General features: G+C 44.2%; 10 protein-coding genes. 4 read left to right on the top strand and 6 right to left on the bottom strand.

Features of this window, described 5'->3' with window-relative positions:
- Nucleotides 1-12: 12 nt before the first annotated feature.
- The 3 genes from K0H60_RS06690 to K0H60_RS06680 are packed head-to-tail and all read right to left on the bottom strand — an operon-like array spanning nt 13 to nt 4264.
- Nucleotides 13-2487, bottom strand: a complete 2475-nt coding sequence (locus tag K0H60_RS06690; RefSeq protein ID WP_258405798.1) for a 6-hydroxymethylpterin diphosphokinase MptE-like protein — start codon at nt 2485-2487, stop codon at nt 13-15.
- A gap of 22 nt (nt 2488-2509) precedes the next feature.
- Nucleotides 2510-3205, bottom strand: coding sequence for an acylneuraminate cytidylyltransferase family protein (locus tag K0H60_RS06685; RefSeq protein ID WP_258405797.1), 696 nt, complete (start codon nt 3203-3205; stop codon nt 2510-2512).
- A 6-nt stretch (nt 3206-3211) separates the two neighbouring features.
- Nucleotides 3212-4264: a nucleotidyltransferase family protein gene (locus K0H60_RS06680; RefSeq protein WP_220057648.1), complete on the bottom strand. Its 1053-nt coding sequence runs from the start codon at nt 4262-4264 to the stop codon at nt 3212-3214.
- 213 nt (nt 4265-4477) lie between these two features.
- Between K0H60_RS06680 and K0H60_RS06675 the strand changes: the two genes are divergently transcribed.
- Nucleotides 4478-4963: a DUF2947 domain-containing protein gene (locus K0H60_RS06675; protein ID WP_220057647.1), complete on the top strand. Its 486-nt coding sequence runs from the start codon at nt 4478-4480 to the stop codon at nt 4961-4963.
- A gap of 243 nt (nt 4964-5206) precedes the next feature.
- Nucleotides 5207-5767: a chalcone isomerase family protein gene (locus K0H60_RS06670; protein WP_220058125.1), complete on the top strand. Its 561-nt coding sequence runs from the start codon at nt 5207-5209 to the stop codon at nt 5765-5767.
- Here the strand turns inward: K0H60_RS06670 and K0H60_RS06665 are convergent, their stop codons facing one another.
- Nucleotides 5768-6649, bottom strand: coding sequence for an autotransporter outer membrane beta-barrel domain-containing protein (locus tag K0H60_RS06665; protein WP_258405820.1), 882 nt, complete (start codon nt 6647-6649; stop codon nt 5768-5770). It abuts the gene before it with no gap.
- Nucleotides 6650-6827: 178 nt separating this feature from the next.
- Nucleotides 6828-7448 (bottom strand): TetR/AcrR family transcriptional regulator, encoded by a 621-nt coding sequence (locus K0H60_RS06660; protein WP_220057645.1) that lies wholly within the window; start codon nt 7446-7448, stop codon nt 6828-6830.
- 137 nt (nt 7449-7585) lie between these two features.
- On the opposite strand from K0H60_RS06660, the gene K0H60_RS06655 reads away from it, so the two are divergent.
- Nucleotides 7586-8707 (top strand): efflux RND transporter periplasmic adaptor subunit, encoded by a 1122-nt coding sequence (locus K0H60_RS06655; RefSeq protein WP_220057644.1) that lies wholly within the window; start codon nt 7586-7588, stop codon nt 8705-8707.
- 2 nt (nt 8708-8709) lie between these two features.
- Nucleotides 8710-11790, top strand: coding sequence for an efflux RND transporter permease subunit (locus K0H60_RS06650; protein ID WP_220057643.1), 3081 nt, complete (start codon nt 8710-8712; stop codon nt 11788-11790).
- Here the strand turns inward: K0H60_RS06650 and K0H60_RS06645 are convergent.
- A complete protein-coding gene (locus tag K0H60_RS06645) occupies nt 11787-12020 on the bottom strand; it encodes an HP1242/YdcH family protein (protein ID WP_088212034.1) in 234 nt (77 codons plus the stop codon). The two genes, K0H60_RS06650 and K0H60_RS06645, sit on opposite strands and share 4 nt — an antisense overlap.
- Nucleotides 12021-12226: the final 206 nt, after the last annotated feature.

Raw genomic sequence — 12226 nt, 5'->3', positions numbered from 1 at the left:
TACTTTATCGTGCTATTCCAAAGTGGCAATATTTTTTAACATACCATATGCTATCTTATTAGCTGGCTCAACACTAATAATATACTCACAAGCCACTTTCGCAGAGTCATAAGCTTGGATCTCAAAGAACAATTTAGCTAATGATAGCCAAACTTGAATATCTTCTCCAAAAAGGGTTAAATATTTATTATAGCTTTCAATTGCACCTATAACATCCGAAGTCAAGTATTGCAGACGTGCCAACTTTGGTAAAAAACTAGGAGAAAAATCGCTTAATTCTTTCAATCCATCTACGGCTCGATGATAATTTTGGTTTCCGATTGAGATCCCGACAATTTGATTAAGAGCATATATACGATGATTTTCAACAGTTGTATTTTCAAAAAAACTCAATGCTAAATCTAGCTCTTTACGTAATACATTGATATAGCCATTTATCAAAGACTGTAAAGATAGTTTCGAACTATCATCTCCAGGTTGCATCGATAATGATGCGTTTAGCTTTAACAATCCCCCCATATCCCTTTTTGCAAATAATTGAACAACCTTATGTTCTAAGTTATCAATACTCACCTGTTTCTTTATTGTATTGAAGTGCGTAGTGTCATCAGATTTTAACAACTCAGTAAACTTATCCGCCATAATCTTAAACGAATTTAAAATTCCTTCAGACAATGCACTTGAATTATTATTTAAATAAAAAGCAGCTCTACCATACTGTCTATCGTTCTCCCATTGTGCTAAGAGATTTTCAAAGTTTGGATTAACATTCAACTCATCAATTCTAGATTCAGTTCTTTTAATTGCATTATTAATGAGTTTTAAAAGGCCGAGTGCACTATTTATATATGCTTGATAATATAACCTACCATTTTCTTCAAGCTTTTTATTATCCCAATCCTCTACATTATCAGGAGCCATAAACTCAACAAAATAACTTAATCCATAAGCTTTAAGTAACTTTCCTAAATAGCTATACTTCTTATCTAAAATTTGTTGTTTTTTTTGCAGCTTATCTGCTAGATTAATAGTTCCCTTCATATAGAATTTTGCATTAACTTCAATACACTCATTTGCGAGTGACACAATTGTCGATAAATCTCGCTTTACCTTAATGAGTTCATGAAAAGCTTCCTTATATGCATCATTTTTTTTAGAAGATGTCAAAGTTCTACAATATTGGGATAGTATATTTCTGGCACTGTCAGATACTCCATTCAATTCAATATCAATAATATCTTGATAAATTGTACCCTTTATCTTTGCACCATTACGAGCCAAATTGATAACTGAAACAGGTTTATCCATTTCTTCTAAAGCCTGTTCAATTTTTTCCTTTGCTGTTACTAGTGGAAAAGATGTTTCAGCTTTTTGTCCATTGTTTGTTTCAACCCATAAACCATCTGCAGTTAAGCTAGGCCCAAAGGATGCTTCTATACTACCTTTTGCATGTGTATAACCATCCGATGAGAAGCATAAATCAACGCCTGCAAAAAGAATTTGTGAAAAACCTACACCTAAGGCAAACGATAGAGCAGAATTTGTGACTGTCGGTCCAGCTGATAATATATTCTCAAGGTTACACTTACTCCCCCATGGAAATCTTGACCCAAGATAAATGTTAGGTCCATTCCATTGAGAGACTAATGAAGAAACAACGTGATAAGAGTTAACTAAAATTACATGAGATGGGAAAAATAGAGCTTCTTTACTGACATCAAAACTGTCATCAAAAGGATCAACAGACACAACTATATCAGGTATTAACCCTACATCTTGAAGTCGTTTAGCTATTCTTGAAACAGCTATAATTACCATTGATTCTTTATTATGAATAACCCATGGTATAACATCATCTAATGAAGGCCCACCCCCTAAAATTATGCATGATGCCCCATCAAAACACCCTTTTAAAGGCATAGCAGGAAGAATGTTTTCGCATACATTTTGTAATTGCCTTATTATAAAATTCTCACTACCTAATGTAACGCGATTCAAAAATGATAACCGTTCTAAAAATGCATGCGCCTTAAATTTAATACCGTGGTAGATATCAAGATAGTCATAACATGCACCTAGCGACTCAAAAAATCTTAACTTATTTTTGTATATATACTGAGCTATGTTACTGTTATTAATTATGTCTTCCCAATCTTCATAATTTAGTAGAAAAACATTTTCTCTCTCAATACTATTAACATCTTTATTCAAAAACCCTATTACATCTTGATGTTCAACGAAATAATATACGGAGTTATCATCATTCCTAGAGTTAACAATGTAGTCAATCAATAAACCTGAATCTGTACCGATGACAACATTAAAAGTATCTTTTTCGAATATTTCATCTTTGAAATGAGATTTGAAAACCGTTTTTGACTCGAAGCGATCAAATGTGATTTGATTTATTGCATGAATAACTTTCTCACCAAACCTATTGGATGAAAAACACAATCCACTGCTTTCATTTTTTTCTTTATTAATCACATCCAATCCTTCAAATTATTAATCAAACATTTTTAGAAGCAATAAACTCTGCAAAATCAAAATCTAACTTATTATCAATATCAATTGAGCGTTCGTTTGGCATAACATAAGCATAAACATTTGGAGAGTAAAAAAATGACTCTCTCCTCTTCAACTCCTCAACCGAATACAAATAAATTGCACCATTTAATCTATAATAGATAGGTAAATCTTGACTTCTTCTATTTATAACTTCATCAGATATAAAGTTATCTAACTGCATATTTTCAGGTAAAACATTTGACCATAACGGGCTGTGTTCACATTCGGTAACAGAAATAACACCATCAGCATTTTTATTTTTATATTGTTTTATAGCCAGAGCAATATCTTCGACCGTTCTTAACGGCGATGTTGGCTGAAGCAACAATAAGAGATCATAGTTTTCGCCTTGTTTTTCTAAAAAGTTAATAGCATGAAGAACAACATCTAATGACGATGCTTTATCCGTAGAGAGCTCCGACGGACGAAGAAAAGGGACTGATGCACCATATTCCCTTGCAACTTCAGCAATATCTTCTGTATCAGTACTAACAACAACAGATGTGACCAAAGGGCATGCTTTAGCCACTTCAACACTTTGTGCTATCAAAGGCTTCCCCAAAAAGGGTAAAGTATTTTTCCCTTTTAATCTTTTGCTACCACCTCTGGCAGGAATCAAGGCAAGTATTTTACTCATAATTCACTATATTCCTAACCTTACGATATCTGCTTGGGCCCTGTCAAAATCATCTAATCTACCGATATCTAACCAATATTCATGAATTGGAAACATTAAAACTTCTTTATTCTCTTCAATAACGATTTGTAATAATGTTGGCATATCTATTCTAGTGTTAGCTTCAACTTTTCTGACTAATTCAGGAGTTAATACATAAATTCCAGCATTAACAAAAAAACGTTGAACAGGTTTTTCTTCCATAGACAAAATATGATGCCCATCACCAGTAATGACACCATAAGGGACCTGATACTCATAATCTCTAACACACATGGTCGCCATTGCACTATTATCATTATGAAATTCTAATAATCGTTCAAAATCTACATTTGTCAGAATATCACCATTCATCATGATCAATGGTAATTCAGGTAAATCTTTCGGCAATAAGCTTAAGGCACCACCAGTCCCCAATGGTTGGTTTTCTTCTATGTATTGTATATTTACTCCCCATTTGGAGCCATCACCAAAATGCGCTCGAATCAGTTCAGGCTTATAAAATACAGAGATATAGAAATTGACAAATCCAGCTCTAATGAAACTGAGTAAAATTGTTTCCAGTATCGGACGACCACCCACATTGAGTAATGGCTTGGGGTAGTTATCTGTCAATGGTCTAAGTCGTGTACCAAATCCACCTGCCATCAGAAAAACAGGATTTAGATGCTCGAACTTTTTAGAAACAGAACTTAATGTCTGTAAATCTACAACTTTTCCATTTTCGATTAGTGGAATTGAAGTGATTGCCTTGTCATGCATCATTTTGGCAAGTATTTTTTTACTCGTACCAAGTGGCGCTGCAACAGGAGTAGTGAACATGATCTCTGACACACTTGAGGCTAGACTTACACCTCTTAAAATACCGCGCCTGATATCTCCATCCGTGATAGTGCCAAGTAATCTACTTTCATCATCAACAACTAAGACTACTTTAATTATCTCATTGTTTAATACTTCGATAGCCTTAAGAATGGAATCGTTTGCGGTGAGAAGAGACCTTAACCAACTGTTATTCATATTGAACCACCCATGCTCATAAAAAGTACAAGCTTCGATATCACTGATAATTGACGAATCTACCACTAGCTTACACACAAGCAAAATATAAGCCAAAACAACAAGTCATGCCATATCTCTGTCTCAAGGGATAATTATCGACTCTCTTACTGTGTGCTAGGGCTGAAAATGGTATATTACATGTCAGTTTTTAACTTGTAGAAGATCGGTCTCTTGAATAGTAAATTTTCCTATATCCCCTTGAATGATTATCGCCGTAAGTGGATTTTTAACCACAAAGACTTGCCTGTGAGCGATGAAGACAAGACTGGCATTCTGCCGCTGACGGATAAAAGCGCCATGTTGGTTTGGAATCAGTGGATTAGCAATAAAAGTAGCCGCGCTGAGCAGTTTACTAAAGGGGATTGGGCCGCTAAAGCCAACGCATGGGTCAAAACGGATCATTGGCAGAGTGCGTGGGACAGTGAGGATAACAGTCTACCCGAGATGTTGGCCGAGTTTATCCAGTGGCCAGATGATACACAGGTCTATTTTTGCTACGAAAAATATCAAGTGATTGAGACCCGTTGGGATGTCTTTGTTCGCAATTGGAAGTGCTTTCTGTTTTTCGATGATGGCCCAATCCTGATCTCCCCTAAGCAGAAACAAGCGGTGATGTTTGAGCAAAACGGCCAATATAAATTAGGCGTTCGTGGCTAATCCCGCCTGCCAATAAGTCGAATGGCTCAAACCAATCATTCCGACTTTTGCCTTCTTAGGGTGTCCATCAAAAGCAAGCAGTCCAACTTGATTTACCTCTTGGCGATAGCTTGGCACAGATCAGGCTATCGCTCCTCTTTGGTTTCGATTAGTATCGCTTGGCAATCGACAGATTAATCTTCGTTTGAGCCGTCAATCCTAGGATACGCTCAACGACCATAACTAAAAAATATGAGGTGTATGATGAAGTTACTCTCAACCCTGACACTATCTACCGCTTTGCTTTTTCCACTATTCACCCAAGCAAAAGAAGTCTCTGGTGTCCAAGTCGCCGACAGCATCACGCTCGACGCTCAGTCGCTGCAATTGAATGGCGTTGGTGTTCGCAGCAAATTCTTTATGGATTTGTATGTGGGTAGCCTGTATGTCCCCACCCCGAGCAAAACCATGACCGAGGTGATCAATGCCTCGGTTGCGGCGATTCGCCTGAATATTACATCGGGGATGATTACGTCTGAGAAAATGCGTGATGCGATAACCGAAGGTTTTGAGCACGCAACCGCCGATAATACGACGGATATTCAGCCACAAATTGATGCTTTTATGGCGCTATTTAAGGATGAAATCAAAGAAGGCGACCAATTTACCTTGGTCGCTGACAAAAGCCGTGGCGTTACCGCCTATAAAAATGGCCAAGAACAAGCCACGATTGAAGGGGAAATGTTCCGCCAGGCCTTACTCAAAATCTGGCTAGGGGAAAAACCTGCCCAGAAGAGCCTCAAAGAGGCCATGCTGGGCCAGTAATTAAAATCGAAACTCGAGATCCAAGGCGGCAGCGCCTTGGTTATCGATGTCGAGCGCCGCTTGATGGGTGACTTCCAATTCACCATTAAAGTAGTAACCCGCGTAAAGATTCAGCGCTATGGCTGGTGTAGCTTGCCAACCAGCACGCAGATAACTCACCCACTCGTTTGTCTCTACCACGGTATCCTTATCGGCGACTAAAAATCTCTCGGTGCGACGTGAATTACCAAAGCCGACATTCCATGCAGGGCTCACTTGATAACTCAGCTCCAAACCCGCAGGGCCACTAAATCCCGCTTGGAACGGGTTAGCTAACCGCCAACGATCATTAATCTGCCAACTCACCGCCAGGTAAGGCATAGTGCGTACTTCATCGATATCGTTTAAATACGCAACGCCAAAACCGAGCATATTGCCCGACTCAAAAGCATACATGGCCGAAGCCACCACACCATAACTCTGCGCATGGCTCGCCGATGCGGTATCAGCATAGGCATATTGAAGTTGTGGCGACAGCATGAAGGACCAATGCTTATCCATTCGATAACTAAGGGATACACCCGCACGGTAACGGTCAATATTTTCCCAGGTTTCACCCGCATCACTAAACAGGCCTCCGGCGTTATTCGCCCCCGTTAAACGGATATTGCGCCAATCGTAGTCGAGCCTGTCGTAACCGACGCGCATGCCAATAGACCACTGTTTATCCAAGGGAATATTAACGCTGGCGTTGAGTAATAAGCTGTCCCGCTGCAACTCTGTATCGCCATTGGCAACCGATGCACTCTGGGTACTAATCTGCGATATGCTCAGCTTGAACGGTTTATATTGCGCTTGTTGGCGCGCCTCAGCCGCGAATACGGAATTGCTTAAAAAAGCCATCAGCCCCAATCCCATGCAAACAAGACCGGGTTTTATGCTGACTCGAGAATCAAGTGATGTAGTCACGCCTGCTCCTTGCGTTACTGTGAGTAATTTGTCGCGAATAATACGCTCGATTTAAAACAAAAGTTCACTCTTTTCGAAGAAGATACAAACTGATACTAACTGCTTAACGCCGTTACACTCGGTAGGCTTTCAAAAACATCTCGGCACAACCCCGAATATACTGCTCACGTTCTCCCAATAAACTCTCGGTTTCTAGCCCCAACTCTAACCTGAGTTTCAATTCACCAAACAGCATTAAACATAAACGAACCGCACAATGATGCGGCTGCGGAAAGCGATACACGCCAAGCGCTTCAACCGCCGCTAAATACTTTGTCAACATGGCGAGCATATGCTGTGGCCCCGCCTCAAAAAACAATCGCGACACTTCTGGGTGGCTCTCCGATTGCGCCACACAGGCTTTAAATACGGTAATAGCCTCAGGGCTAACAATCATCTCACCAAATTGCAGCGCAAATTCGGTGAGGGTCGCTTCGGGTTGACTTGGGTCGCTGAGTAAGTCGGCATTTAAGTTGTGGCCAACGCACTTGGATTCAATCGCCGCCACAAACAAATCATCTTTACTGCCGTAGTGGGAGTACACCGTTTGTTTGGACACGCCCGCCTGTTTCGCCACTTCATCCATGCTGGTATGGGGAAACCCCTGGCGGCAAAACAAGTCAATGGCCGCCACCAGCACCTGCTGTTTCTTTTGTTCACTGCGGCTCATCGGGATATCGGAGGACAGAGTCATATCTTCACTCAAGGTAGCAACATAATTAATTCGTATTAGTTAAGCATAAAATAGACTAGACAGTCCAGTTCCGCACAACTAGACTAGCAAGTTTAGTTACATAAACTTAACCTAAAGCTTACAACGGAAGGATTCAAATGGATCGAGCAGCCCGACGTTCTTGGCGTTCATTTTACGTTTGCGTGATTGCCGTCACCACCTTAACGGCCTGTCAAAAGGAAGTGACAGAACATAGCAATGCCACGCAATTGCAAACCGTAACGACGGCGCCACTGCGCTTGTCGACTAGCTATCAGAGTGAGCAAGTATTCACTGGCACGATCCGCGCGGGCAATACCACAGGTGTCGGCTTCGAATTATCGGGTAAGCTCAGTGAGTTAACTGTCGATAGCGGCGCTAAGGTGACACAAGGGCAAGTACTGGCCAAGCTAGATACCCGCTTGCTCGATGCCGAACATCAGGAGATCCAAGCCAGTCTGGCGCAAACCCAAGCCGATGTTGACCTTGCCACCAGCACCCTCAACCGAAATCTTGAACTTAAAAAATCGGGTTATGTATCTGAGCAGTTACTCGACGAGAACCGCACACAGCTGGCGAGTCTCGAAGCCGCCAAAAAAAGGTTATTAGCCTCGCAGCAGGCAAACCAACTTAAACGCGATAAATCACAGCTACTCGCGCCCTTCGATGGCATTATCAGCCAGCGGCAACACAATCTAGGGGAAGTGGTCGCCGCAGGCAGCCCAGTGTTTACCTTAGTCGGCAGTGTGAATACCGAGGCCTATATCGGTGTCCCAGTCGCAGTCGCCCAGCAATTCGTCAACGGGCAGAATGTGACTGTAAGCGTCCATAATCAGCAATTTACCGCCAAGATTGCTGGGATCAGTGCCGAAGTAAACCCCATCAGCCGCACCCTGCAGCTGCGGATCAGCCTGCCTGCGCATGCCAATGTGATCAACGGTGAAATCGCCTATTTGCATCAACAACAAACCGTCGAACAAGCGGGTTATTGGGTGCCAGTATCGGCACTTATCGATGGGATCCGTGGTCGCTGGAATATCTATGTAACCACGCCGCCTTCACATTCAACAACCGATAGCGCTTCAACTCAGATAGAGCGTCGTGATGTCGATATCCTCTACACCACTCAAGATATGGCCTACATTCAAGGCGCGATTAAGGCCGACGAACAGTATGTGACTCAAGGTTTGCATAAGTTAGTGGTAGGCCAAGCCGTTTCTTCCATCGCGTCGACGAGGTAATTATGATTAAAGCCTTCGTCGAAAATGGTCGCTTAGTCAGCCTAGTGATCGCCCTACTGCTGGTCGCGGGATTTGGCGCTATGTCCAGTTTGCCGCGCACCGAAGATCCTCATATCACCAACCGATTTGCGTCTGTCATTACCCCTTATCCCGGTGCCTCCGCCGAGCGGGTCGAGGCGCTTGTCACCGAAGTATTAGAAAATCAATTACGTCGCCTTGAGGAAATTAAGCTTATTCAATCCACCTCAAGACCCGGTATTTCGGTGATCCAGTTGGAGCTTAAAGATACCGTCACTGACACAGACCCTGTCTGGTCTAGGGCGCGGGATCTATTAGCCGATGCCAGAAATACCCTCCCCGATGGTATACAAACACCGACCTTAGATGATCAAGTCGGCTACGCCTACACCGCCATTTTAAGCCTAGTGTGGAACGATAGCAGTCAACCGCGGGTGGATATGCTCAACCGCTACGCCAAGGAATTACAAAGTAGGCTCAGACTCTTATCCGGCACCGACTTCGTTAAACTCTATGGCGCGCCCGAGGAGGAAATCCTGGTTCAGCTCGATGGCTATAAGATGAGCCAGTTGCAATTAACGCCGGGAACCATAGCGAAAATCTTAAGCAGCGCCGACAGTAAAATTGCCGCGGGCGAGATCAATAACAATCAGTTTCGTGCCCTCGTCGAAGTCTCGGGTGAGCTCGACTCCCAAAGCCGTATTCGCCAAGTGCCACTCAAGGTGGATGCGCAAGGGCAAATTATTCGTTTAGGGGATATCGCCCACATCAGCCGCCAACCTAAGACCCCCGCTGACAGCATCGCCCTTGTCGATGGTGAGCAGGGCGTGTTTGTTGCTGCACGCATGCTCAACAATACCCGCGTCGATATCTGGCAGGGGCAAGTCAAACAGCTGGTCGATGAGTTCAATCAGGAGCTGCCGGCCAATATCAAAGTGCAATGGCTATTTGAGCAAAACAGCTACACCAGCGAACGCCTCGGCGGATTAATCGTCAACCTATTGCAAGGGTTTGTAATTATTCTGGCGGTCCTACTGCTGACCTTAGGCTTAAGAAACGCGATTATCGTAGCCCTGTCACTCCCCCTGACCGCCCTCTTCACCTTGGCCTGTATGAAATATATCGGCCTACCCATTCATCAAATGTCGGTCACAGGCCTAGTCGTCGCCCTTGGGATCATGGTGGACAATGCCATTGTGATCGTCGATGCTATCGCCCAGCGCCGCCAACAGGGGATGAGTCGCTTAAGCGCGGTAAGTGAGACCTTACATCACCTCTGGCTACCCTTGGCCGGGTCAACCATCACCACCATTTTAGCCTTCGCCCCTATCGTGCTGATGCCGGGGGCGGCGGGAGAATTTGTTGGTGGCATCGCGATGTCGGTGATGTTTGCCCTGCTGGGTTCCTATGTGATTTCCCATACTTTGATCGCGGGCCTTGCGGGACGCTTTAGCCTCGAAGGTAAACATCCTGTCTGGTACCAACATGGCATCAACGTGCCTTTAGTAAGTGGTTACTTTCAGGCAAGCCTAAGATTTGCGCTAAATCGCCCACTACTGAGCGCTACCTTTATCGGGATAATTCCCCTGCTAGGGTTTTATGCTTCCGGCAAGATGACTGAGCAGTTTTTCCCGCCGTCGGATCGGGATATGTTCCAAATTGAGCTGTATTTCGCGCCCCATGTCAGCCTCGAAAACACCTTAAACCAAGTGCAGTTGATGGATAAGCAATTGCATCAAATCGAGGGTATCACCCAAGTCGTTTGGGTTGTGGGAGGCAATACGCCTTCGTTTTATTACAACTTAACTCAGCGCCAACAGGGAGCCACCAACTATGCTCAGGCCATGGTGAAAGCCAGCGACTTTGAGCGCGCCAATGCCCTTATCCCCGAGTTACAACAAACCTTAGATAAGGCCTTCCCCGAGGCGCAGGTGTTAGTGCGTAAACTCGAGCAAGGCCCGCCCTTTAATGCGCCGGTCGAGTTAATGATTTTTGGCCCTAACCTTGAGACGTTACGCTCACTCGGTGATGAAGTGCGCAATATCTTAGCCGCCACGCCAGATGTGCTGCATACCCGCGCAACTTTGAGCGCCGGCGCTCCTAAGGTGTGGTTGCAGGTGAATGAAGATGCGAGTTTGATCAGTGGCTTAACCCTAACGGATATCGCCAGACAGGTTCAAATGGCCACGACGGGTGTTATCGGCGGCAGTGTGCTCGAACAGACCGAATCGCTGCCGATCCGTGTGCGTTTGGGTGACACCAGTCGTGAGCAGGCTAGCCGCCTCTCTGAAATTCAGCTAGTGACTCCCTCTGGCACAGCAGTGCCCTTATCTGCGCTGTCCCACAACGAGGTGCAAGTGAGTCGAGGAGCGATCCCGCGGCGAAATGGCCAACGCGTCAATACGATTGAAGCCTATATCGTCAGCGGCGTCTTGCCCGCTCAAGTATTAAATGATGTAAAAGATAAAGTCGCAGCGATTTCACTGCCTGCGGGTTATCGAATCGAAATCGGCGGCGAAAGCGCTAAACGTAATGAGGCGGTCGGTAATCTGCTCTCTAATCTGATTTTGGTTGTCACCCTGCTGCTGGCCACGGTCGTCTTGTCCTTTAACTCCTTTAGGCTCACAGCAATTATTTTACTGAGCGCATTACAGTCGGCGGGGCTTGGGCTACTTGCGGTGTATGTGTTTGGTTATCCCTTTGGCTTTCCAGTCATCATCGCCCTACTCGGCCTAATGGGGCTTGCAATCAACGCGGCAATTGTGATCTTGGCCGAACTGGAAGATACCGACAATGCCCGTGCGGGTGATAAAGAGGTGATTATTACTACGGTCAGCAGCTGCGGTCGTCATATCAGCTCAACCACTATCACCACGGTCGGCGGCTTTATTCCGCTTATTATTGCGGGTGGTGGCTTCTGGCCCCCCTTTGCCATCGCCATTGCAGGCGGCACCTTACTGACAACGTTGCTGTCGCTCGTTTGGGTGCCAACCATGTATCTGTTGCTGATGAAAACGCGGCGCAAGGCACAAACATCGGCCTTGTCAGCCCAGACGGCATCCTAAACGAGATATTGATACAACTTATCTTTTAGGTGAAGTCGCTCTAATTTTAACGCCACAAAGTGCTCATCATCGGTGGGCACTTTGGTTAGCTCTAGAGCGCGGATTTTATGGTCCAGCTCATGGTAGCGCTCCGCCATAGTAGCAAAGGTGGTATTGGTCGTTTTGAGATGCTGTATATGGTCAACAAAATCGGGAAATTCATAAATTAATGCGTGATTCTCGCCAAGCATAGTGTCACTCCTTGTTTCTGGTATCGACTTAATCGCAGTAAACCTAGGGATACTTCCATTTAGTCCCTCAACGCTCGCCTTACGCCACTCTTCCTACCACTCAAACGTATATTTCTATCGACTAAAGTAAAGACTGGTCTACACTGGTATCTGTGAGCGAACTATTTATAAATAATAGAAAATCTTAGACCCATATCAAGACCACC

Source organism: Shewanella mangrovisoli, assembly GCF_019457635.1.
GTDB classification, from domain to species: domain Bacteria; phylum Pseudomonadota; class Gammaproteobacteria; order Enterobacterales; family Shewanellaceae; genus Shewanella; species Shewanella mangrovisoli.
Note: the sequence above shows the minus strand (reverse complement) of the source record. Positions and strands in the feature narration are given on the sequence as shown.

Excerpts from the sequence above, each read along its gene's own strand:
- K0H60_RS06685 (WP_258405797.1), bottom strand. The coding sequence starts at position 3,205 with ATGAGTAAAATACTTGCCTTGATTCCTGCCAGAGGTGGTAGCAAAAGA.
- K0H60_RS06680 (WP_220057648.1), bottom strand. The coding sequence starts at position 4,264 with ATGAATAACAGTTGGTTAAGGTCTCTTCTCACCGCAAACGATTCCATT.
- K0H60_RS06670 (WP_220058125.1), top strand. The coding sequence starts at position 5,207 with ATGAAGTTACTCTCAACCCTGACACTATCTACCGCTTTGCTTTTTCCA.
- K0H60_RS06665 (WP_258405820.1), bottom strand. The coding sequence starts at position 6,649 with ATGGCTTTTTTAAGCAATTCCGTATTCGCGGCTGAGGCGCGCCAACAA.
- K0H60_RS06660 (WP_220057645.1), bottom strand. The coding sequence starts at position 7,448 with ATGACTCTGTCCTCCGATATCCCGATGAGCCGCAGTGAACAAAAGAAA.
- K0H60_RS06655 (WP_220057644.1), top strand. The coding sequence starts at position 7,586 with ATGGATCGAGCAGCCCGACGTTCTTGGCGTTCATTTTACGTTTGCGTG.
- K0H60_RS06650 (WP_220057643.1), top strand. The coding sequence starts at position 8,710 with ATGATTAAAGCCTTCGTCGAAAATGGTCGCTTAGTCAGCCTAGTGATC.
- K0H60_RS06645 (WP_088212034.1), bottom strand. The coding sequence starts at position 12,020 with ATGCTTGGCGAGAATCACGCATTAATTTATGAATTTCCCGATTTTGTT.